A 23,870-nucleotide genomic window follows, 5' to 3' on the forward strand; every position below is an offset into this window, starting at 1 on the left:
TTTTTATGCCATCTTTTAAAAATAAATCATCTCAAAGCAACTATGAAAAACAACCCTCATCCATTGCTGAAAGTAGCAATATTAATGTTATTGGTTTTATTTACTTTCAAGACCAGTTTACAAGCACAACATAATGAATCATATATTTTTGGGGATGCTTTGCCCGACGCACCCGAATTGTCAGTAAGGGGAGAATACAAAGTGGGAGTACGGACACTAGAATTTGTTCATAAAGGACAAGTGGATGTATTAAAATCTAAAGATGGCATAGATGCTATTTATGACCGTCCTTTGAAAGTAGAAGTTTGGTATCCCGCTAATCTATCGGATAATGAAAAAGAAATTGTAGCTTATGACCAAGTATTTGGTGTTTCAAACGACCCTAAACGCCCTTTGATTCCATTTCAGTTTTTAGGTAGAGCAGCCCGAGATGCTAAACCTAACACTAGTGTTGGTGCTTTCCCTCTAATTGTAGTTTCGCATGGGTATTTAGGGTCAAGACTGTTAATGACTTATTTAACCGAAAATTTGGCGTCAAAAGGGTATGTAGTAGTAGCCATTGACCATACCGAGTCCACTTATCGTGATGCTTCTCCATTTCAAAGCACCTTGTTAAATCGAGCTAAAGATATTTTATTTACTCTCAACCAAATAGCTGAATTGGCTAAACCCAAGAGTAAAAGTTTTCTGGAAGGATTGGCAGATGCTAATAATACCGCATTAATTGGTTATTCAATGGGCGGATATGGTGTATTAAATGCTGCTGGAGCAGGGTATAGTCAGCAAGCAGGTACATTATTTACTACCATGACAGGCGGAAGTAAAGCTATTGAAGTACGAATTTCAGGTAATGCTGAATTTATTGCTTCGCAAGATAGTCGTATTAAAGCAGTAGTGGCTTTTGCACCTTGGGGAATGCAACGGGGTGTGTGGGATGCCGAAGGATTAAAAGGACTAAAAGTGCCTACTTTTTTTGTAGCAGGTAGTCAGGATGACGTATCAGGTTATGAAGATGGTATCAAAGCCATTTATAAAGGAACAATTAATAGCGACCGTTATTTACTTACTTATATGAATGCCCGCCATAATGTAGCACCGAATCCGCCACCAGCGGAATCTTATAAACCCGAAAGAGCAAGAGATTATGCTCATTATTCAGAACCTGCTTGGAATGAAAGACATATTAATAATATCAATCAGCATTTTGTAACAGCCTTTTTGGGAATACAACTAAAACATCAGGATTTAGGAAAATACCTATTGCTTCAACCTAATTCAAATGAAAAGAACTGGACAGGCTTTCCGCCACGTTCGTCGGTAGGTTTAGAGTTATTGCATGAAGTGCCAGTAAAATAGCTTAATTTTGTGGAAAATATTAAAAATGACTTGATGATTGCTTTCAAAGTAATTATCAAGTCATTTTTACAAATAGTTATTCAGATGGAATTTTTCACAATTATTAATATCGGCGGAACCATAGCTTTTGCCATTTCTGGTACTTTAGCAGGCATACGTAAGCAATTAGATATTTTTGGTTTATTGGTAATTGCTTTTGTTACTTCCATTGGCGGAGGAACCATTCGTGATATATTAATTGGTCATTTGCCTGTAAGATGGCTTTTAGATTCTTCCGTGATTTTATTAATAACCTGTACTTTTATTCTGACAATCCTCTTAAAAAATCATATCGACAAACTAGATAAAACACTCACTTTTTTTGATTCGCTTGGTTTGGGTTTCTTTACGCTAAGAGGCATTCAAGAAGGATTAGCCATCAATTTAGACATTTCTGCTTGTGTTATTTTAGGAACAATCACCGCTTGTTTTGGAGGATTAATTCGAGATATTTTGTTAAACGAAATTCCGTATCTTCTTAGGAAAGAAGTTATTTATGCCACGCCCTGTATTATCGGTGGTTTGTGTTATTTCTTGATGAAACAACTAGCTTTGCCAAATGAGTTGGTAGATTTATTAACCATTCTTATCATTTTTGGAATTCGATTATTAGCTGTAAAAAAGAGTATTACCTTGCCTAAGGTTAGTTAAAGAGACTTCTGTTTGTGATTGGATTTATACAGGTTAATTGGCTTTTCGTGATTTTATTTCAGTTTCTATTTGCTTTAGAACGATAATACTTGGTAAAAGAGTGAGACCACTACCACCAGCAACAGCAAGTAACGCATAATTTTTACTTTTTGTAGCAAGATAAATAAGGGTAATTAAAGCAATTGCCATCACAATGCCGAGTCCTATAACAGCACTCTTTGCCTTTTTTTGTTTTATTTGTAGTTCTTCTAATGTTAATTCTGTTAGGTTTTTATTCTCTTTCATGTGATTTATAGAAATTTTATTTGAGTATAAATTTTACACTTACTGTTGCACTTATTTTAATCTTTTCAAATTCTATTTTTGGAGCTTCATATTTTGCTTTGTCAACCGTATTATATCCACGAATTTGGACACCTGGAATTCGCCCCTGAAGTTGATTATCAAGATTTGTTTCATTGTCTGTAATATAAATTGCGTTTCCAATGGTTTGTGAAATAGGTTTGGTCAATGCAATGGCTTTTTTTTGTGCATTCGCAATTGCTCTGGTCCGACAAATATTTTTCAAATTTTCAATATCAGAATGGTCAACTTTTTGAATGGAAGAATTTGATATACCTAAGTCTTCAAGTTGTATAAATACTTTACTTGCAGTTTCGGCATTGGTAACTTTTAAAATATACTCTTTGGTCTTTAAGATGTCTTTTTGTTTTAAGAAATAAAACTTGTAATTACTCACCATATCACTACTGGTTAGGTCTATTTCTGTATTAATCCCCATTGCTTTAAATGCTGTAATCATTTTCATCTCTTGTTCTTCAACCGAAACTTTATCTCTACTGTCTTTTTCTGTAATGATGATTTTAAGATAGATAAGATTTGGCGTTACTAAGGTATCTTGGTAACCACTAACTTCAATATAAGGCTGGTCAATAAAGTTTTTTGTCTGCCCATATCCCAATGTCAATATTGTGCAATAGAAACAAAATGTTAAAAGAGTTTTTTTCATTTGTGAGTTTTGTATTTAGAGTGTTTTAGCATGATAGTTAAATAGGTATTCTACTTGTTTTGAAAGCCAAGTATAACTTTTGATAAATCGGGTTTTAATCCTTAGATTAAGTATATAAACAGTTGGAGAATGTTTTATCTATCGTTCCAATACCATTATGGAACAATTATAACAACGTGATTTATTGGTTTGTTGAAATTTTAATTTTTATGCAAGACGCTTATAGCGTATAAGTATTAACAAATAATTTACAATTCAATCACGCTCCTATTAAAATAAATATTTTCTATCGCTGATTCATATGAATCTCCAATAAAGCAGAGAAAATCATCATAGCCTCCATAAACTTTTCCAAGAGAATCCATAAAAAGAGTTAGGTGACTATTATAAGCTTGACCAATTATGCATAGGTCTGTTTTATTTAAACGTTCAGCATATTCATTTTGAATCCATAATGGATCAATATCTTTCTCTGCTTTAACTGCATCGAAATGTAGTTCTTTTGTCTTCAACAAAGCAAACTCTTCTAAAAATGAATTTACTTTCTCAGACCAAAAATATCCGTTTTGAGTAAGATATTCTTTTAAAAAAACAACATCAACTTTCCTGTTGGGAAGCCAATTTAGTTCATTTAAAATTATTTGATTAATCATTTTAATAATAATCTGTGATAAATTAAAACTTTGTTCATTGTTAAAGTTAACACTGTTTCTTTTAGTGGATAAACTTATAACAACGTGGCTTCGGCCTAGCATAATCAATTACTTCGTGCAGAATGTCAGTAATGATACAAGATTTAGGTTGTCGTTACTTAAAATTGTCTGTATTTTATTCTACAAATCTTTAATCAAACAAACTATACGTTCAACTTCAGTAAACCCCATCTTTTTATGAAAATCTATACTTTCAATATTCGTGATGGTAGTATCAGAAGCAAGTTGTTTATAACCTTTATGCTTAGCCCACTTTTCTGCAACATTCATTAACTTTTTCGCAATACCTTGTTTTTGATAAGTTGGTTTTACATAAATACCCTCAACATAAGCTACTGGCAAATCTACTGCTCCTTCCACATAGTCATTTCTAGTGCTTACATGTATAAACGCAATATAATTTTCTTGATTTTTGCATAGATAACAAATTTCATTTTCAGAATCAATTATGTCTTTGTAATTCTCAAATTCTTCCTCAAACTCACAATCTTCCCAAAGTGCTAAAACAAGTTCTATTAGCTGTGTGAGGTTGTCTATTGAAAGCTTTTCTATTTGCATTTTACTATAAGTCAATGTATTGTATAAATCATTTGAGTGATTTATACTTAAAGTTTTATTTGAAAAATTTGGATTCTGCAGTTATTTTATTTTTTCAGAAGAGAGCATTTTCTTTCTTAGATATCCTGCAATAATCGTGACTAAAACAATTAAAATTGTGAGTGAAAAAGGTTTTCCTTTATTGATATGCACAAAAACTACAAATGTCATATAAGAAGCTAAAATTGAAGTACCTATAATTACTGTTTTTTGAAATAAAAATAAAGCAGTGGCAATTAATAGAAAAATGCCTACTAAAATAACTGATGTGTTACTTAATCCAAGTTTTGATATTTGATTTGACTGAAATATTTTTTCAATAGCATTTTGGATAAAGAATAAAGCTATTATTATTGAAGGAAGCCATATTAAAGCCGTCTTAACATTTTTTTTAGTTATCATTTTATTTTAGCTGAATATATGTGTTGAATGGCAAAAATACTGATAATTACAAACTGAAATTTATCAATTGAAATAGCGTCAAGAAGTATCAATAATGTTTTCATATTCTGCTTTTATAATCGCTAATATGCAAAAGGGGTTGTAGTACTTCTTATTTTTTTCCTAAAGTAATAATTTATTCTTAATGCCTAATACAACCTTATTTTAAATAGTCAACAGATTTACCTTTTTCAAGCTTAAAACCAAACTCAACTAATTTTTAATAGTTATTTTTGACGGATAAAATAAAGTCGATTTAATTCTTTATATAGATTTGAATTATTGGGGAATATCAAGAGACTTGACATAAAAACATACCTTATGAAAATAACAGCAGAACACAATGAGCGAATGGCAAAATTGACTTTTGCATCGGTATATCCACACTATGTTACAAAAGTTGAGAGTAAAGGCAGGACAAAAGCGGAATTGCACCAAGTAATAAGGTGGTTAACTGGCTTTGATGATGAGAAACTACAACAACTAATTGATGAAAAAGTGACTTTTGAAACATTTTTTCAAAGAGCCATACTAAATCCAAATGCTTCACTTATTACTGGAGTAATTTGTGGCTATCGCATAGAAGAAATAGAAAATACTTTAACTAAAGAAGTAAGATATTTAGACAAATTAGTAGACGAATTGGCGAAAGGCAAAAAGATGGAGAAAATTTTGCGTGTTGCCAACATATAAATAAGTAATGAATATAGTTTAAGTGATGTTTTTTGTAAATAATTGATAATTAGAAGTTTATAATTCTACTGCGACGGCGGACCGTTCACCAATCACTATTTACTACTTAACTCGCAATTCACAACTCCAAACTTTTTATGATTTCTATTCAATGTTATTGTGGTTCAAACGTAGCTTTTAGTGAATGTTGTGAACCAATTATTTTAGGAAAAAAAGAAGCACCTACTGCAGAGGTATTGATGCGTTCAAGGTATTCAGCTTATGCCTGTGTTGCACCTGATTATTTATTAGCAAGTACGCATTCTTCCGAACGTGCTAAGTTTACCAAACAAGATTTAGCAGATTGGGCAAGCGAAAATCAATGGCAAAAATTAGCAATACTTCATACTAAAAACGGTCAGCCAAATGATATAAATGGTGAAGTAACTTTTAAAGCTTATTTCAAAAACGCTGATGGACAAACGTTGATTCATCATGAGCATTCTACTTTTGTTAAAGAAAATGGTAAATGGGTTTATGTAAAAGGAATTATCGATCCTAAAAATATTACCTCCGAAGGCCTAATTAACAGAAATGACCCTTGCATTTGTGGAAGTGGAAAGAAATATAAAAAATGTTGTGGCGTTTAGATAGCTGTAAGCTTTGAGATATGAGTGGGGAGCTTTTTAAGGTTAAATTTTATACATAACAGTTTACAAATAACCGATAACCGCTTGCAAAGTCCTAAATTGCGGACAAATTAACAATTAAGAAAATGAATATAGGAGATAGAGTAAGACTATTACGTGGAAAAGAAGAAGGAATCGTCACCAAGATATTGTCGAATAATATTATTGAAATAGAAATTGAAGACGGTTTTACGATACCCGTAAAGCGTTCGGATGCCGTAATTATTGATGAATTAGAACAAAAAACATTTAAGCCTGTTGCCCCTTCTCGTTCTTTTGAACCACAAGGAAGTATTGAGCGTCGCCAACCAACAACACCTGAAATTTTGGCAAACAAAGGTGTTTATATGGCTTTTGTACCAGTGAACGACCGTGAACTTTCGCAACACCTTATCAACAATACCGATTGGGAATTGCCATTTATGCTTTCTGTAGGTGCAGACCCACACCATAAAGGTTTGGCATCTGGAACGTTGAAGCCAAAATCATCTATCAAAGTTCAAAATGTATTGGTGAAAGACTTTGAAGAATGGGGAACATTTGTTTTCCAAGCATTTTTCTACCGTTTGGCATTTATGAAATTGCCAGAACCATTGATAAGACGACTAAAATTCAGGGTAAATACTTTTTTCAAGAGCAAGCAAAAAGCACCAATTTTGAATCAGGATGCACATTTGTTTCAGTTAGATGCTGAGGATTCTGTTAATCCTGTTCCTACAAAAATTGATACGGAGAAATTGAAGGAGCAAATGTTTGAAAAACAAGCTCCTGCACCTGTGGCAACTTTGCCAACTAAACCAGCTCTTGAAGTTGATTTACATATCGAAAAGCTATCTGCTGATGCTTGGGCGATGTCAAACAGAGAAATGTTGGCGTTACAATTAGCAACTTTCGACAAACAATTTGAAGCGGCAATTGCCAATGGAATGGACGAAATTACGTTTATTCATGGTGTTGGCAATGGGGTATTGAGAGATGCTATACATAAAAAACTTTCGGGGCATAAAAATGTAAAATACTTTGAAGATGCTCAGAAAGAGAAATTTGGTTATGGGGCAACGAAGGTGAAGATTAAGTAGTTGTCGGCTATGAGCTATGAGCTATAAGCCTTGAATAGGAGAAAAGTCGAAATTGTTACAATATTACTAGCGAGGGACTTAAGTCCCTCACTAGTGATAAGTGTAAGATTATCAAATACTTATATGATTGTTGGTAATCAGTAGAGACTAAGTCGCCTGCTAGAAATAAAGATTAGAGAAATTATATTCTTGATATTAACCCAATTAATTTTTAATAAAATATTCCCTTATAAAAAGTCATCATTTTAACAATTGTTTTAACCAAAAATGAAAAAAATACTTATTGCCTTAATAGCTGCAAGCTTATTTCAAGGCTGTTCAAGTTCAAAGAATACTAATACTACTGCTAATCCAGAAGCTCCAAAAGAATCTTACATGTATAATGGAAAACAAGTAGAAAAAAGTCTTTCCACTATTGGCATTCCTTTTGAAATTACCATGGGGGATGTTGAAAGACAAATAAATGCTAATATCAAAGATTTGATTTATGAGGACGCCAGCATGGAAGACAACAATTTTGATAACTTCATGTGTAAAGTTAACAAAAGAGACAACATCACCGTAACGACCAAAGATGAAGCCTTTTTGTTTAGTGTGCCTCTGAAAGTCTGGGTAAAAGCTGGTTATAAAGTAATGGGTATTTCGATTCCTCCGCAGGAACTATCTTTTGATTTTAACCTGAAATTTGGTACAAAGTTCTCAATTGCTCCCAACTGGACGGCTACTGTACAGAGTTTCCCATTGGGTTATGAATGGATTAAAAAACCCACTTTACGTTTAGGTGGCTACGAAATTCCTGTGACATCGCTAGTAGAAAGAGCTTTAAATTCGCAACAAGCTACTTTGTTGAAGTCGGTCGATGATGCTGTAAAGAAAAATGTAGACATTAAAAAATATATCGTTCAGGCTTGGAATACAGCTATGCAACCATATTTACTTTCTGAAAAATATCGTACATGGTTAAAAGTAACACCGATAGCGTTACAGATGAGTCCGCTGACTACAGTTAATAATAAAGTAAAAGCGATGATTGGTATTCAGGCTTATACAGAAACGATTACAGGAGCTAAACCAAGTTTTCAAGCTGTCAATACTGTACCTGACTTGAAATTGGTTAACGATATTGCTGATAACTTTAAAGTAGGCATTATTGCTGAAATACCTTTGAGTGAAGCCGCTAAATTGACTGCTGATACCTTGATTGGTCAAAATTTTTCTTTTAAAGACGGGAAGTATAACGTAGGGGTGACAGAAGTTGATATTTATGGAGACCAAGAAAAAATGGTTATCAAAGCAGGTTTAAAAGGCAGTATTAATGGTAACATTTATTACAAGGGAGTGCCAGCCTATAACCCAGCTACAAAATCTGTTTATTTAGAAAACTTTGATTACGACTTAAAAACCAAGAATTTGTTGATTAGTACTGCCAACTGGTTTTTCCAAGGAAAGTTTGCTAAAAACATGAAAGACGCTTTAACTTTTAAAATTGGTGGGCAAATTGATGAGATGAAAAAGCAAATGCAAGCTAATCTAACCAATAATAAAGTAGCAAAAGGAGTTACTTTGAATGGAAGTATTAGCGAACTAACGCCTGATAAAGTATATCTAACGCCTAATTCAATTATCGCTGTAATAAACGCCAGTGGAAAGTTAGATATAAAAGTAGATGGTTTGTAAAAACTAAAAGTTAACTTTGTAGCAGAAAGCATTCGTCTTATCGCCTTTGTGAAAGCAGGGGAGGAAAGTCTGGACAACACAGAGCATCATGCTTCCTAACGGGAAGGTACGTTTTTGGAGACGAAACCGTAACAGCAAGTGCCACAGAAAATAACCGCCCGCAAGGGTAAGGGTGAAAAGGTAGCGTAAGAGACTACCGCTCGGTTGGTGACAAACGAGGCATCGGTAAACCTCATGAGTTGAAAGACCAAATAGGCTGGCAAGCGGCGTTGGCAACAGCAAAGTAAAGGACGGCTCGTTCGTGTCAGTGGGTAGGTTGATAGAGGTAGTAGGCGACTACTATTCGAGATAAATGATAAGACTTTTGGAGATTTCTGCAAAGAAAAATTCAATCGACAGAATCCGGCTTATAGAATGTTTCCTAAAAAAAATCCCTAGAGTGTTTTAACACTCTAGGGATTTTTTTTGACTTTAGGAGTTGTAGACTTTAAGGCTTGATGACTTTTGGTATGATACTATTTAAAATCCTTTAGTCCTGCAATCCTCCTAAACTACCGTTTAATAAAAATTGAATTATTTTTTGAAACAATATGGAGAAAATATGTAAGTTTAATCATCGTTTTAAAATTAACATATATTCATGCGTTTTACACTACATCTAACTCCTAAAACTAGCCATCCAAAACTGATGTGGAACTATCATTATCCTTTGGCATCATGGCTTTATGGTATTATTGCCAAGGCTGATGCCGAGTATGCAACTTTTTTGCATCAAAAAGGATATGTAGCTACTAACGGAAAATCATTTAAGCATTTTACTTTTTCAGACTTGCGCTTTAAGATGGGAAAGAAGTTAACGAATGGTTTTGAAATTGTTTCACCCAAAGTACAATGGACGGTTTCTTTTGTAATAGACAAAACAGCAGAACATTTTATTATAGGACTTTTCCAAAACCAAGAAATTCAACTTTTTAACCGAGAATTTGACACAACGTTTATTGTAGAACGTGTAGAGACCTTCCATGAACCAATAATTAACAGTACCACCCAACTTTGGGCATCTTCGGCAATGGTGGTTGCTGAAAAAATAAATGGTAAAGACCAATACTTAGAACCCACAGATGAGCTATTTGGAAAATATTTGATTGATGGATTAATTGATAAATATATCAGTATGAGGTTAGAAAGAGGTGAAGCAATAGATCCAACCTTGAATAATCAGCACATTACATTCAAATTGTTGGATACCTCAAAAATGAAATCCAGAAAAGTAACCATTAAAGAAGGAGGAGGAGCTGCTACAGAAATAAAGGGCTATCGCAATTTTTCTTTTGAACTAACAGCCCCACCAGAGATTATAAAAGTTGGCCTTTATGGCGGGTTGGGGAAGTATGGGGCTACTGGGTTTGGGTTTTGTGAGGTGGGGTAATAAATAGTAGCTTTATGCCAATAAAAAAAAGCAAACTGTATAGCTTATTAAAAGCTAAAGAATTATTAATTACTGAACTTAGACAAGCCTTGCCTAAAATTATAAACCAATAATTACACTATTTACTAATGAAAGAAATACAAGAAAGTTTTACAAAACCTACTGGAGACCCTTTTATAGATGTTGGAGGGTACGTCATACAATGTTTAGGTGAAAGGTTTCCTCAAAAAACAATTTTTGAGTTAGTAGAGTATGCGACAACCATTTATGTAAAACAATGGAACAGTAAGTTACATACCTACTTTTTAAATTCATCTATCACTCAACCTGCATTTAATGCAGAGAAGAAAGTTGCTGAAACCTTGAAGTATTATAAAGGGCTTCTCGAAGAAACCAACCCAGATATTAAATATGGTTTTTGTAGAGTTTTAGGAGAAGAAACAAAATTATATGTAGCAGGGAGAAGTAACCACATGATGTCTGCATCGGGTGCTTTTATAAATTTTCATAGTGCTTACGAAAGTGGATTATATTTATCTAAGGAAGCTTTGATACGTATATTCTTTGTTCCTCTAGGTGTTTGTTTTGTGGGAGATAAAGTTGCTTTGTTGCAAAGTAATCATGTTCAAGTATCAAGCTTTCTAATACAGAAGAACGTTGAAGAAAACCTAAAAAATGTTTCATCAGGTTTATCTGAAGGAACATTGAAATCTGAATATGGTATTGTAGCTAATGCCTTATTTAGCTATGCTGATTTCTGTATTGGTAATCTAAGAATTGCTATTCTAGACGAAGAAGACCCTCTTGCTTTAAAAGATGTTCAATTGAATATGTATCATTTTACCAATTTTGGAGCAAGTCCAGACATTGTACTGTACACATTTTCTAATATACTATTTTCATTTTATGCTTACTGTAAAAAAAACTATTCAAAAGAATGGAATGGATTTATAAATCAGCATTTCAAATATTCAAAATTCAAAGATGCTCATTTTGATGTATCAAAACAGGAATGGTATAATACCAAAGAGCGATTAGGTTTTGATAGTTACAAAATTTGGAATAACCCTATTCTCAACAAGTTATTGAAAAATGAATCTATTATTGGGCATTTATGTAAATGGAGTCGTAAAAATCAGTTTAGTTTTAACATTGTAGAAATTTATTGTATTAATTTATTGAAAATGGACAAATATACAATTCAGAAAATCAAGGAGTTATCGGATTTTATTTTAACTAATAAGTCTGATGATCAAATTACAAAAGCGATAGTGAAACTTAATGGTTTAAAAGGTAGTGCAGACTTTAGGCTTTTTCTAATAAAGCTTATCAAGGAAAACTATGAAGCAAAAAATCCTGCGCCACTAATTACTTTAGAGGACTATGTTTTATATCTTTTCCCAGATGGTTCATTTTGGAAAAATACAAGGGATTTATTGCTCATTTCTATTTATCAAAAATTGCATGAGTTAAACTTAAGATTAAATGACTTGCCTGATATAGAAGATATTGAAGAAAACGAAGAATAATTTAAAATTTAAGCCAATTAAATAAACTAAGAAAATGGAATTATTAAAAACACAAGGTTTTGTACTTATTGACGTAGATGTTGTTGCATTAAACAATGCAGGTGCAAGTACTACTACAAATTTTGACAATGGTGTAGCTACTAAGACAATTACAAAAAATGGAAAAAAATATGCTTATGTATCTGGACAAGCATGGCGTTATTGGTGGAGAGATACATTAAAAAAGGATTTTGGGTGGGATTTGTCTCCTATAACCCGAGAAAGTAAAATAGCTTTTACAGATGCCAATCCTTTGAAATATTCAGACGATGATGTATTTGGTTACATGAAGGCAGCTAAGGGTGTAATTCTTAAAGAAGATGGTTCGCCAGAATTAGATTCAAAAGGTAAAGAGAAAAAAGACGATGTTACAGTAACTCGTGTTTCACCATTAAAAAATTCTGTACTTGTATCAGTAACAAGTATAAAATCAGAAGAACACTGGTCTAGTATGGCACGTCATGAGGGAGAGTCTGTTCCGTACAGCAAAGAAGAGTATAGTGCTATCATGAAAGGAATGTTTTCATTAGATTTGGCTCAAGTAGGTACTTTCGCAACTTATAATAAAACGGGGTTCAAAAACCTTACTTCCAAGCTACAAGAGGAGGGTTTAACCAATGGCTGTACTTTAGTAAGTGATTCATTTGTTAAAGATGCGAAAGGTAATCCAAAACAATTAGTACAACTACCATTATCAACAAGATTAAAAAGAGTAGTCGATACATTGAAAGCGTTAAAAACTATTTCAGGCGGAGCTATGCAAACTAATAATTTAGCTGATGTTACTCCCAAATTCATTGTCTTAGCTACAACTAAAAGTGGAAATCATCCTTTTTCTCATATTGCTAAAGGAGAAGGCTTATACAATAATATTGCTGTTTTAAATATCTCAGCTCTCAAAGAAGTATTAGAAGATTATAAGGAACAAATAATAGGTACAGTATTTATTGGAAAGAGGTCTGGATTTATGGATGAATGTAATGATGATTTAGCACTGCTTAACTCTGAATTTGTTCAAGTGACTACTGTCAATCAAGCAATTGATGGGTATTGTGAACAACTAAAAAAACAATTGAATTAATTATGAAATTTCATAAAATTGATATTTCAGGTTGGACAGCCAGTTTTAGATACCCTAATCTATTAAGTGGTTTTCAGCCCACATTGGAAGTACCACCATTGAGTACAGTGTTAGGACTAATTAATGCAGCTGCAGGAAAATTTATTACTTATGAAAATGAAAAATTAGGGTATTATTTTGAATATGATTCAAAAGCTGTTGATTTGGAAACTATTTATCAAATGGATGGAAATGGTAAAAGTACATCGAATAATAATGCAAAATTAAATGTTATTCGAAGAGAGTTTTTATTTAACCCACACCTTATAATTTACACTAGTAATAATGAAATTGCTCAATATTTTAAAGAGCCTGTATATCCTTTGCTACTTGGTAGGATGAATGACCTAGCTAGTGTTGATAATATTGCAGAGGTTGATTTATCTATAAACGATAATGTTAGTGAACTTAAAGGGCAGATTGTTCCTGTGTTCCCCTATAAATTGTCAGGGATGATACAAGCTTTGCCACAATACTTTACGAACACTTTCCCTAGGAAGAATTTAGGAACAAAACCCTATTCTATTGTTTCATGTAAGAGTGCTGTAGGTACATCTAATATTGAAACCTTCAGAGACGAAACTATTGGCTTGAATGTATTTTTACATCAACTAAATTATAGTTATGAACAACTTGTTAGCTAAATCTGAGCCTCAGATAACATTATTAGGTCATATAAATGATTGTTTATCTATCCATTCACTTTTAGAACGCCAATTTGCTAATATTATCCAAATGCCAAACATCCCAAAAGATTTTTGGCATTTGGTAAAAATAGCGATGATTTTTCATGATTTAGGGAAAGGTCATATTGAGTTTCAGAAAATGTTGAGAAAAGAAAAAGATAATTGGAAAAGACAAAGACATGAACTCTTTTCATTACCTTTTTTTCTAGCTTTTGATGAAATTCAAGAGAGTAACATTAATCACTTAATATTTTTAGCAATAGCGGGTCATCATAAGGATTTTGGTCAACTCTTTTCAAAGTATATTTCTAATTTCTATGAATCAGATAAGAATGACCCTTACAACCTTGATTTAGGCTCAATAGATAAAATTACATTTGAGTTAGAATTTAGTAAAGTTAAAGTAAAAGAGATTAGAGAACTTCTTAAGGATGAGTTCAATATTACGTTAAAGGATAACCCCAAAAAATATTTAAATGCCATTCAAAATGAAATCCCCAAATATTTAAAAAATGGAATAAATATTAAAAATAAAGATTATTGGTTTTTAGTGTTGTTATTTGGTGCTATTAAAAATTGTGACCATTTAGGTTCAGCAGGGGTAAAGCACATTCCAGCGACAACTTTGAAGGATTTTGGTTTTTTAAACAAGTACCAACTTGACCTAAAGACAAAAGGTTATGATTTTTATCAGCATCAAAAAGATTGTGCTGAAACACTAGGGAATGTTATACTTACTGCTCCAACAGGCTCAGGAAAAACTGAGAGTGCTTTTCTATGGTTAAGAAGACACTTTGAAGAAAGTCAAACTGGTAGAATTTTTTATATTCTTCCTTTCACGGCATCTATTAATGCCATGTTTGAAAGACTCAGAAAGGTTATTGATGATGAAAAAGTAGGAATGCTACATGGAAAACTGAGTGCTTATCTAAATAATTATTTTGAAGAACATCAATATAGCCAAAGTAATAAAGTAGAAGCAATTAAAGAATTAAAGCAGAAGTTTAAATATGTAACCACTCCAATAAAAGTATGTACCCCCTTTCAATTACTAAAACATCTTTTCGGTTTAAAAGGATTCGAGCAAGGTTTATTTGAATGGGTTAATGGATATTTTATTTTTGATGAAATTCATGCGTATGACCCTAAAACATTTGCTCAAATAAAAGTATTATTGGAGTTTGCTACACAACATCTTAATGTTAAAGTTATGATTATGACAGCAACACTACCTAAATTTTTAAGGAATGAACTTGTAATGTCAATCGGTGAATATAAGCCTATTTTTGCTGATAATGCACTTTTTGATGCTTTTAAAAGACATAAAGTTATCTTAGAGAATGGTTTATTAGAGGAAAGCCTATCTATTATACAACAAGATTTAAGGAAAGGTAGTAAAGTTTTAGTTGTTTGTAATACAGTGGCAAAATCACAGGAAATATACAATATATTAAAGAATGAAAATGTTAAGTCTGTGCTTCTTCATGGAGGTTTTAATGGAGTGGATAGAAACAGTCATGAACAAACACTTTTACAGTCAGAATTAAACAAAGATATAGATGATGTAATGTTGCTAGTAGGTACCCAAGCTATTGAGGTTAGTCTTGATATTGACTTTGATATAATTTATACAGAACCTGCACCAATTGATGCCTTGCTTCAACGATTTGGAAGAGTAAATAGAAAAAGAGAGAAAGGGATTTCGCCATGTGTAGTATTTCGTGAAAATAATGAATCAGATTTTCATATTTATGATAAAACAGTGATAGAAAGAACTATTGAAATTTTTTCTAAAGATGAAAATGGAGGTATAATAGATGAAGCAATTTTACGGGAGTATATAGATTTTGTTTACTCTGAATGGACTAATGAGCAGTTAAATGATTTTCAAATGACTTATGAAACAATGAAAGCTACTATTGATTTGTTAATTCCTTTAGTTCATTCCAAAAAGACAGAAGATGATTTTTATTCTAAATTTGACGGAGCAAAAATTTTACCACAGATATACAAAGAACAATTTGAGAATTATTTGCTTGCATTTGATTTTATTAGTGCAGAGAACCTTAAAGTTTCAGTAAGTAAAAGACGTTTTGCAAGTTGGATTAATAAAGGTACTATTAGAAAAGAATTATTTGCATTTGAAAAAAATAAGAAAGGCGACTTGATGAAGATAGATTATTTTATAACAAATAAAGTTTATAACACTGAATTGGGGCTTTTTACCGATAAAGAAAATCCTTGGGTTGATGACAATTTATGGTAGACAAACCATACAAAACTTAAAATAAATATAATTCAATTATTAATTAAAAAAAGGATTTGTTACATATCAAGATAATTTGTATTTCAACGCCTATAAATCGAGGTCTTTTGTACAATCATATATTAATAATCACATAAATGCAAACAAGATAAAATTTTACACACTATGAATATTACTGCTACACATTTAAATTATTTACAGGTATGTCATCGAAAGGTATGGCTGTTTTCCAATAATATTACCATGGAGCATACTTCAGATTTAGTAACTGAGGGAAAGCAAATTGGGGAGGAGAGCTATCCGCAAAGAGCTGAACGAAATCAAGAAGTAGCTATTTCTACTGAGGTTAACGGGATAACCTGTAATGCAAAAATAGATTTTTATGATGCCAAGACTGGAGTGGTTCATGAAATCAAGAAATCTAGTGCTAAAGAGATGGCTCATGTTGCACAGGTACAGTTTTATTTATATCTATTGCGAAAGAATGGAATAACTGCTAATTATGGATTGATTGAATACCCCAAGTTAAGGCAAACTGAAAAAGTTGAATTGTTGGAAGGTGACGTTTTAAATGTAGAACGTTGGGTGGAAAAAGTTGATAATATTATCAATCAAGAAATGTGTCCGCCTTCCTTGCCAAAAAGTAAATGTAAAAATTGTTCTTATTTTGAATTCTGTTGGAGTGGAGAAGAATAAAATATACTATTAAAATATATAGCTCACCGTTAGTAAATCTACCATTATGAAAAAGCCCTATTATTTGTTTAATCCTGGACGATTGTCTAGACAAGACAATACATTGAAATTTCAACCTATAGATGAACATGGAAATGAAGGTCAGCCCCGATTTATTCCTATTGAAACAGTAGATAATCTTTATTGTTTTGGCTCTTTAGATGCCAATTCAGCCATGTATAATTTTCTGGGAAAGAATCAAGTAGCTGTTCATTTCTTTGATTATTATGAGCACTACACAGGTTCATTCATGCCCAAAGAGTATTTACTTGCGGGTAAAATGCAGGTAGAACAAACAAAATATTACCTTGCCAATAAAAAGCGAATTATACTTGCCCAAAAGTTCGTATTAGGAGGAGCTACGAATATGTTGAAAAATTTAAGCTATTATAATAATCGACAAAAGGACGTAGCAAGACAAGTAAAAGCAATAGAAGGATATATAGAAAAGATTGCTCTGACTACTCAAATAGATGAATTAATGGGTTTAGAAGGAAACGTTAGACAGACTTATTATGAAGCCTTTGATGTAATAATTAATGATTTTCAGATGGGAAATCGAACTAAACAGCCTCCTAATAATGAAATAAATACCTTAATTTCTTTCGGAAATATGATGTGTTATACCCTTTGTTTAGGACAAATTTATCATAGTCAGTTAAATCCTACGATAAGTTTTTTGCATGAACCAGGCTATAGGAGGTATTCTTTAGCGTTAGATTTAGCTGAAATATTTAAACCCATATTAGTGGATAGAACTATTTTTAGCTTGCTCAATAAGAAACAAATTCAATCAAACGATTTCAGACAGGAATTGAACCGTTGTGTGATGAAAGAATCTGCCAGAAAGATATTTATGGCAGCCTTTGACGAAAAACTAAAAGAGACTTTTAAACACAGAAACCTTGGGCGGTCAGTAAGTTATAAACACCTTGTAAAACTAGAATGCTATAAATTGAGTAAACATATTTTGGGAATAGAAGAGTATAAACCTTTTAAGATGAATTGGTAAAGGGTAGCAAAGTGTCTAATAGTTTTTATGTAACATTTGTACATATAAATTATTAGACATTAGTCTTTTAATATACCAGCAACATTTTTAATTAACAGATAGATTATAAAATTATGTATGTAATATTAGTATACGATATTGGTGAAAGACGAGTAGGCAAAATGTTGAAACACTGCCGAAAATATTTAAATTGGATTCAGAATTCTGTTTTTGAAGGAGAGATTACCGAAGTAAAGCTTAAAGAGCTAGTGATAGGAGCAAAAAAAATAATGAATGAAGAATTTGATAGTTTAATTTTGTTTAAAAGTAGAGATCAAAAATGGCTGGATAAACAGATAGTAGGAAAGGAATTAAGTAATATTGATAACTTTTTGTAGATGAAAATGTCGTCGAAGAAGAAAAAATCCAATATTTTTTAAGCATAATCAGTTTAAAAAATATCTCAAAATAAGTTAAATGATTGATTATCAATTGTCGTCGATAGTCCAGTAAAATCATATCATTATAGGTTGACGATTTTTAGTTGTTTTTTAGAACAAAAAAAGTGTTAAATTGAGCCAAATAAGCCGTTTTTGCAACAGCTTTTAATCGTACCAAGTGGAATTGAAATACTTAGTAGAGTACGAGGGGCATTACTACCTTAAGCTTTTAATCGTACCAAGTGGAATTGAAATGACACTACTGCGCGGAAACTATCCGTTTTATATTCCCTTTTAATCGTACCAAGTGGAATTGAAATTAATATATCAAATGTGGCTAGAGTCGCAACCAATTTCTTTTAATCGTACCAAGTGGAATTGAAATAACTAGAAGGCAACTTCGATACTATGCTAGAAAACTTTTAATCGTACCAAGTGGAATTGAAATAGAATTGTGGTTAGTCGGTATTCGTCATTCTTAATCTTTTAATCGTACCAAGTGGAATTGAAATCACCAAAAACCCGTTTGTATATTGTATCTGTTTGGGCTTTTAATCGTACCAAGTGGAATTGAAATATACTTGATTTCCCTGCTGAATCCTTACCAATAAAACTTTTAATCGTACCAAGTGGAATTGAAATCCTAAAACAGCAGTTGGAAAATCATTATTAATAAATTCTTTTAATCGTACCAAGTGGAATTGAAATCATAAGCCGAAAGCCCTTCACTACCTTTCGCACCACTTTTAATCGTACCAAGTGGAATTGAAATTGATTTTTAGGGGTTTTTATGGTTTTTGCTATACTTACTTTTAATCGTACCAAGTGGAATTGAAATTTTATTGAAGCTAGATTATACTTAATACAATCATTTCTTTTAATCGTACCAAGTGGAATTGAAATAGGTATCCGAAGAAAAACAAGAATGTGTATTTGAATCTTTTAATCGTACCAAGTGGAATTGAAATGCAATGAAGTCGGATGATGATATTATCGCACAATCCTTTTAATCGTACCAAGTGGAATTGAAATTAGTCTTTTAGGCAAGTAGTGCTCATCGGTTATATTCTTTTAATCGTACCAAGTGGAATTGAAATTTTTTAATGTGTTATAGTTTTAAGTTATCAGCTGTTCTTTTAATCGTACCAAGTGGAATTGAAATTTGATTTATGGCAAAAATATGCTAGTCCAGTTTGGCTTTTAATCGTACCAAGTGGAATTGAAATAAAGATTTTAAGGATGTCCTTTTGACTTTGCCTACCTTTTAATCGTACCAAGTGGAATTGAAATAACATTCTACGTAAAAATAAAGAATCTTCCATTTCACTTTTAATCGTACCAAGTGGAATTGAAATTGAGAAATAGACTAAAGCAGCAATCACTACATACCACTTTTAATCGTACCAAGTGGAATTGAAATTAGACGCGGAGTACAAAGCGTTAAAAGAATCGACGGGCTTTTAATCGTACCAAGTGGAATTGAAATTGATTAACCACTAAGACGACGGATGTTATTCGTCGTCCTTTTAATCGTACCAAGTGGAATTGAAATATTGTGGACACAGACGACGCACAATTACGGCTATATTCTTTTAATCGTACCAAGTGGAATTGAAATTTAAACAGAAAGCAGCTGAAGCTGATAAAGTGGCTAGCTTTTAATCGTACCAAGTGGAATTGAAATTTAAAAATATTGTGGGATATTCTGTTTTAATAACTTCCTTTTAATCGTACCAAGTGGAATTGAAATAACTCCGCTCGTTTGTTGTACTAGATTAACGTCTATCTTTTAATCGTACCAAGTGGAATTGAAATACAAATCGTAACTAGATTCCTTACCGCTTACGATACTTTTAATCGTACCAAGTGGAATTGAAATGATTCTGATGATAGGGAAGAAGACAATGAAGATGCCTTTTAATCGTACCAAGTGGAATTGAAATGACGATAGAGGGCAAAAGAAGGATTTTTATCTAAACTTTTAATCGTACCAAGTGGAATTGAAATAAATTGACGGTCAAGAAGGAAAGTCATTAAAGACTCTTTTAATCGTATCAAGTGGAATTGAAATTCCGAACACTGAAAAGAGAAAAAAAGAGAAAGTGTTCCTTTTAATCGTACCAAGTGGAATTGAAATGTAATACCAATCCACAATATAACCCTGTACCCTTGCCTTTTAATCGTACCAAGTGGAATTGAAATTTTGTAGTACCAGTAAACTTTAAATAATCACTGTTACTTTTAATCGTACCAAGTGGAATTGAAATAGGGCTTTAGCTTCATCTGATCGAGCAATGACACATCTTTTAATCGTACCAAGTGGAATTGAAATGTGAATTTTTGAAGATATTGAAGGGAGCCACTAAATACTTTTAATCGTACCAAGTGGAATTGAAATTAGGTTTCCTCTGTGGTGACGGATTTATCAGCGTGCTCTTTTAATCGTACCAAGTGGAATTGAAATATACCTATTAATACCTCAACTGTTTCAACATTATATTCTTTTAATCGTACCAAGTGGAATTGAAATAGTCAAATCACCGACCTCTATATTTTGCTCAAAATCCTTTTAATCGTACCAAGTGGAATTGAAATTATTAAAGGTTTAAGGGCTATTATTTCGGGGCGTGGTGCTTTTAATCGTACCAAGTGGAATTGAAATTGGTATTTTTGTCGATGGCGGGCTAACGCATCCCGTCTTTTAATCGTACCAAGTGGAATTGAAATGCAGGTAAAGGCAACAATACATCTTTAAACGGTTTTGCTTTTAATCGTACCAAGTGGAATTGAAATTTCCGAATGAAACTACAGAAAATGTAGAATTAGTCGCTTTTAATCGTACCAAGTGGAATTGAAATAAACAAGATTTATCTCAGCGGCCATACCTTTTTTATGCTTTTAATCGTACCAAGTGGAATTGAAATTAAATTGGCGCGTCGCTAGTGCGTCGGGGTGTACGCTTTTAATCGTACCAAGTGGAATTGAAATGTAGATGGTACAGGACAAGATAAGTACTTATAACCTGCTTTTAATCGTACCAAGTGGAATTGAAATTGTTAGGCGCAAAATCAGCATCTAACATAACTATTTGCTTTTAATCGTACCAAGTGGAATTGAAATTAAAGACTTATCAAACTTTACCGTACCTTCAGCATCCTTTTAATCGTACCAAGTGGAATTGAAATCCGCAACACAAACGGCTTTAGATGCAAAATTATCCGCCTTATAATCGTACCAAGTGGAATTGAAATGAAGAGGGTAAATTCGTCACAACAATTGACGAAGCCTTTTAATCGTACCAAGTGGAATTGAAATATAGGAACGCCATTTATTGGGGGTTTGGGCTATCCTGCTTTTAATCGTACCAAGTGGAATTGAAATGACGCTTGAATCTAAAGGCCTTGCAGGCTCTTACCTTTTAATCGTACCAAGTGGAATTGAAATTCTGATAATATCCTACGTCTTGAAACGTTTCGATAACTTTTAATCGTACCAAGTGGAATTGAAATGCATTATTTGGGCGCCAAAGGGTGATATATTGCTCGCTTTTAATCGTACCAAGTGGAATTGAAATAGCTTATCAGTTAAAGAGACATTTGAAGCTCAACGTGCTTTTAATCGTACCAAGTGGAATTGAAATGTTGAGGATGTTATGCTGAATGTTTTAAGTATCCGACCCTTTTAATCGTACCAAGTGGAATTGAAATTTGATAGTAGATGAAACTTTGAATAAATCGCCGTTTCTTTTAATCGTACCAAGTGGAATTGAAATAAATCACCGTAATAATATCCCCCGCCTCCTTGGTTGACTTTTAATCGTACCAAGTGGAATTGAAATGCCGTATAGGCAATAGTAGTGAAACTCCTTACTCCGCTTTTAATCGTACCAAGTGGAATTGAAATGATTTTTAGCATGACGGGCGAAGATAGAGCGCCTTCTTTTAATCGTACCAAGTGGAATTGAAATTATGGTAAGCGATATATTTGAAATAAAGCTAGATACTCTTTTAATCGTACCAAGTGGAATTGAAATAGTAAAAGTGAGTAGTACAATTAACGGCACGGCTATACTTTTAATCGTACCAAGTGGAATTGAAATTTATGAAAGCATCCAACTAAGTACTGATTCTTTGGATTCTTTTAATCGTACCAAGTGGAATTGAAATAAACGTGGGGTTAGCGTTGGTGCTGTTCGTCCTGCTTTTAATCGTACCAAGTGGAATTGAAATCATTCATAATAAGTATGAAGATACGGCAAAAGGTTTAGACTTTTAATCGTACCAAGTGGAATTGAAATTTACCCAAAAGTCAACATATTTTCTTTTACCTCCGTCTTTTAATCGTACCAAGTGGAATTGAAATAGTAAGGTTCACGGGTCTGCGCGCGATGACCTATACGTCTTTTAATCGTACCAAGTGGAATTGAAATAACTTATTGATTACTACATAATTGGTATTATTGGTATCTTTTAATCGTACCAAGTGGAATTGAAATGACTTTGATATTGATTTCAGTTGGGATGAAAGAGATGCTTTTAATCGTACCCTAGGAATTAAAATAAGTAATTAAACCTAATCGTTATATAGCTAAAATTTAATTCTAATTGTATTAAGGATAGTTAAAAGCATTTTATATGATATAATTTTGCCTCAAAATTTCACCAAAACTTGCATGTTTTACTTTTCTGTGCCTTCTTGCGTGAAATCACAAAATTCCCCATAAAATGAAAACTAAGTTGTTATTTTTTTTTATCTCTCTAACTTTTTGTTTTACTACTTTAGCCCAAAAGAAAAAACCTGCTAAAAAAACTCCTCCTGTTAAAGTTTCAAAAATTGATTCTACTGAGCTACTTAATAAAAATCCTCTAAAGGTGGGTGCTCAACAAGCAAATGATGTTGTCGAAGCTAGCCTCACTGGTAAGGATTTAACGGCTAATCAAAATGGAGAAAAACGTTTTTATGATTCTTATAAATTATTGCTTCATGCGGGTGAAGAGCTTTTTTTAGAACATTCTTCTTCAAATTTTAGAGTAATGCTTGGCTTGAAAACACCTGCTAAAGATAAACAGGAGCTTAGCTACGATTCTCAACCTTTTAAAGGAAATAGTACAAATAAATTCCATTATGTTGTACCAGTTACGGGTACTTATACTTTGTTGGCTACGTCAATGGATGCTGGACAAACTGGAAAGTATAAAATTACTAAAACGATAACAACGTCTTCGGTAATAGAAGCTGGACTTGACCAAAATTTTGCTAATCAATTTAAAGCTCTTGAGAAATCAAAGAAGGTAAATTTTAAAAATATTACTGGCGACAAAATTAAAAAGGATAAAAAAGAGGAGAAGAAAGATAAAAGTGCTGGATTAGAGAGCTTTAAAACATCTTTTGAGTTAGTGGCTGGAAAGTCTGCTTTTATTTTTCAAGATAATGGGGGACAAACGGCTAATTATAAAAGTATTTTGCTAGAGAGTGAGAATGAAGCTGATGCAAAGGCTTATTTTGAAACATTAAAAAAACAATTGCAAGTGCTTACTAGAAATTGGATAGAGCAAAGTAATACCGAAGCTAACTATAGTTCTTCAACGGATGCTGATTTTATTACCTTGAAAATTAATATGATTCCTCCTCTAAAGAAAAAACAAAAGCAACTTTATCAAGTAGAGTTCGTTTATAATTAAGGAGGGTTAATATTATCTTCAAAGAAATTAA

The 23,870-nt window shown here is 32.6% G+C and carries 20 protein-coding genes, 1 other RNA gene and 1 CRISPR repeat array; of the genes, 16 read left to right on the plus strand and 5 right to left on the minus strand.

All coding sequences use genetic code 11. The features are described from left to right. Positions 1 to 42: 42 nt before the first annotated feature. Positions 43 to 1,356 carry an alpha/beta hydrolase family protein gene (locus tag AC1RNE_RS00785; protein ID WP_492799157.1) on the plus strand — a complete coding sequence of 438 codons (1,314 nt, stop codon included), beginning with the start codon at positions 43 to 45 and terminating at the stop codon, positions 1,354 to 1,356. A gap of 9 nt (positions 1,357 to 1,365) precedes the next feature. Next, the gene (locus tag AC1RNE_RS00790) at positions 1,366 to 2,046 is read left to right on the plus strand and encodes a trimeric intracellular cation channel family protein (protein WP_492799158.1); all 681 of its coding nucleotides are present in this window, start codon (positions 1,366 to 1,368) and stop codon (positions 2,044 to 2,046) included. A 33-nt stretch (positions 2,047 to 2,079) separates the two neighbouring features. Here the strand turns inward: AC1RNE_RS00790 and AC1RNE_RS00795 are convergent, their stop codons facing one another. The 5 genes from AC1RNE_RS00795 to AC1RNE_RS00815 all read right to left on the minus strand — a co-directional run bounded on the left by AC1RNE_RS00795 (position 2,080) and on the right by AC1RNE_RS00815 (position 4,767). Next, the gene (locus AC1RNE_RS00795; protein ID WP_492799159.1) at positions 2,080 to 2,331 is read right to left on the minus strand and encodes a hypothetical protein; all 252 of its coding nucleotides are present in this window, start codon (positions 2,329 to 2,331) and stop codon (positions 2,080 to 2,082) included. A gap of 16 nt (positions 2,332 to 2,347) precedes the next feature. Next, on the minus strand, positions 2,348 to 3,055 hold the full coding sequence (locus AC1RNE_RS00800) for an SIMPL domain-containing protein (RefSeq protein ID WP_492799160.1): 708 nt from the start codon (positions 3,053 to 3,055) through the stop codon (positions 2,348 to 2,350). 248 nt (positions 3,056 to 3,303) lie between these two features. Beyond that, a complete protein-coding gene (locus tag AC1RNE_RS00805; RefSeq protein WP_492799161.1) occupies positions 3,304 to 3,708 on the minus strand; it encodes an SUKH-3 domain-containing protein in 405 nt (134 codons plus the stop codon). Between the two features lie 180 nt (positions 3,709 to 3,888). Next, positions 3,889 to 4,326, minus strand: a complete 438-nt coding sequence (gene aac(6'), locus AC1RNE_RS00810) for an aminoglycoside 6'-N-acetyltransferase (protein ID WP_492799162.1) — start codon at positions 4,324 to 4,326, stop codon at positions 3,889 to 3,891. Positions 4,327 to 4,407: 81 nt separating this feature from the next. After that, complete coding sequence (locus tag AC1RNE_RS00815) at positions 4,408 to 4,767, minus strand: hypothetical protein (protein WP_492799163.1); 360 nt, start codon at positions 4,765 to 4,767, stop codon at positions 4,408 to 4,410. Positions 4,768 to 5,127: 360 nt separating this feature from the next. On the opposite strand from AC1RNE_RS00815, the gene AC1RNE_RS00820 reads away from it, so the two are divergent. The 14 genes from AC1RNE_RS00820 (at position 5,128) to AC1RNE_RS00885 (ending at position 23,839) form a co-directional block, all read left to right on the plus strand. After that, a complete protein-coding gene (locus AC1RNE_RS00820; RefSeq protein WP_492799164.1) occupies positions 5,128 to 5,499 on the plus strand; it encodes a DUF2200 domain-containing protein in 372 nt (123 codons plus the stop codon). Between the two features lie 137 nt (positions 5,500 to 5,636). After that, positions 5,637 to 6,128, plus strand: a complete 492-nt coding sequence (locus AC1RNE_RS00825) for a YchJ family protein (protein ID WP_492799165.1) — start codon at positions 5,637 to 5,639, stop codon at positions 6,126 to 6,128. 125 nt (positions 6,129 to 6,253) lie between these two features. Further along, on the plus strand, positions 6,254 to 7,246 hold the full coding sequence (locus tag AC1RNE_RS00830; protein WP_492799166.1) for a Smr/MutS family protein: 993 nt from the start codon (positions 6,254 to 6,256) through the stop codon (positions 7,244 to 7,246). Between the two features lie 267 nt (positions 7,247 to 7,513). Further along, positions 7,514 to 8,923, plus strand: a complete 1,410-nt coding sequence (locus tag AC1RNE_RS00835; RefSeq protein WP_492799167.1) for a DUF4403 family protein — start codon at positions 7,514 to 7,516, stop codon at positions 8,921 to 8,923. Positions 8,924 to 8,947: 24 nt separating this feature from the next. Beyond that, positions 8,948 to 9,349: RNase P RNA component class A (rnpB, locus tag AC1RNE_RS00840), an RNA gene on the plus strand. Positions 9,350 to 9,563: 214 nt separating this feature from the next. Then, on the plus strand, positions 9,564 to 10,352 hold the full coding sequence (cas6, locus tag AC1RNE_RS00845) for a CRISPR-associated endoribonuclease Cas6 (RefSeq protein WP_492799168.1): 789 nt from the start codon (positions 9,564 to 9,566) through the stop codon (positions 10,350 to 10,352). Positions 10,353 to 10,480: 128 nt separating this feature from the next. Further along, the gene (gene cas8a1, locus AC1RNE_RS00850) at positions 10,481 to 11,881 is read left to right on the plus strand and encodes a type I-B CRISPR-associated protein Cas8b1/Cst1 (protein ID WP_492799169.1); all 1,401 of its coding nucleotides are present in this window, start codon (positions 10,481 to 10,483) and stop codon (positions 11,879 to 11,881) included. A gap of 34 nt (positions 11,882 to 11,915) precedes the next feature. Further along, positions 11,916 to 13,001 carry a type I-B CRISPR-associated protein Cas7/Cst2/DevR gene (gene cas7i / locus AC1RNE_RS00855; RefSeq protein ID WP_492799170.1) on the plus strand — a complete coding sequence of 362 codons (1,086 nt, stop codon included), beginning with the start codon at positions 11,916 to 11,918 and terminating at the stop codon, positions 12,999 to 13,001. A 2-nt stretch (positions 13,002 to 13,003) separates the two neighbouring features. Next, the gene (cas5b, locus tag AC1RNE_RS00860; RefSeq protein WP_492799171.1) at positions 13,004 to 13,684 is read left to right on the plus strand and encodes a type I-B CRISPR-associated protein Cas5b; all 681 of its coding nucleotides are present in this window, start codon (positions 13,004 to 13,006) and stop codon (positions 13,682 to 13,684) included. Further along, complete coding sequence (gene cas3 / locus AC1RNE_RS00865) at positions 13,665 to 15,992, plus strand: CRISPR-associated helicase Cas3' (protein WP_492799172.1); 2,328 nt, start codon at positions 13,665 to 13,667, stop codon at positions 15,990 to 15,992. Before cas5b ends, cas3 begins: the two co-directional genes overlap by 20 nt. Positions 15,993 to 16,157: 165 nt before the next feature. Then, positions 16,158 to 16,688, plus strand: a complete 531-nt coding sequence (gene cas4 / locus AC1RNE_RS00870) for a CRISPR-associated protein Cas4 (RefSeq protein WP_492799173.1) — start codon at positions 16,158 to 16,160, stop codon at positions 16,686 to 16,688. A 46-nt stretch (positions 16,689 to 16,734) separates the two neighbouring features. Continuing rightward, the gene (gene cas1b, locus AC1RNE_RS00875) at positions 16,735 to 17,739 is read left to right on the plus strand and encodes a type I-B CRISPR-associated endonuclease Cas1b (RefSeq protein WP_492799174.1); all 1,005 of its coding nucleotides are present in this window, start codon (positions 16,735 to 16,737) and stop codon (positions 17,737 to 17,739) included. A gap of 113 nt (positions 17,740 to 17,852) precedes the next feature. Next, positions 17,853 to 18,116, plus strand: coding sequence for a CRISPR-associated endonuclease Cas2 (gene cas2 / locus AC1RNE_RS00880; protein WP_323246861.1), 264 nt, complete (start codon positions 17,853 to 17,855; stop codon positions 18,114 to 18,116). Between the two features lie 204 nt (positions 18,117 to 18,320). Beyond that, a CRISPR array of direct repeats spans positions 18,321 to 22,653; the repeat unit is 29 nt; unit sequence CTTTTAATCGTACCAAGTGGAATTGAAAT. A 229-nt stretch (positions 22,654 to 22,882) separates the two neighbouring features. After that, on the plus strand, positions 22,883 to 23,839 hold the full coding sequence (locus AC1RNE_RS00885; protein WP_492799175.1) for a hypothetical protein: 957 nt from the start codon (positions 22,883 to 22,885) through the stop codon (positions 23,837 to 23,839). Positions 23,840 to 23,870 lie beyond the last annotated feature (31 nt).

This window comes from Arcicella sp. GW822-FHT02H01, assembly GCF_058802005.1.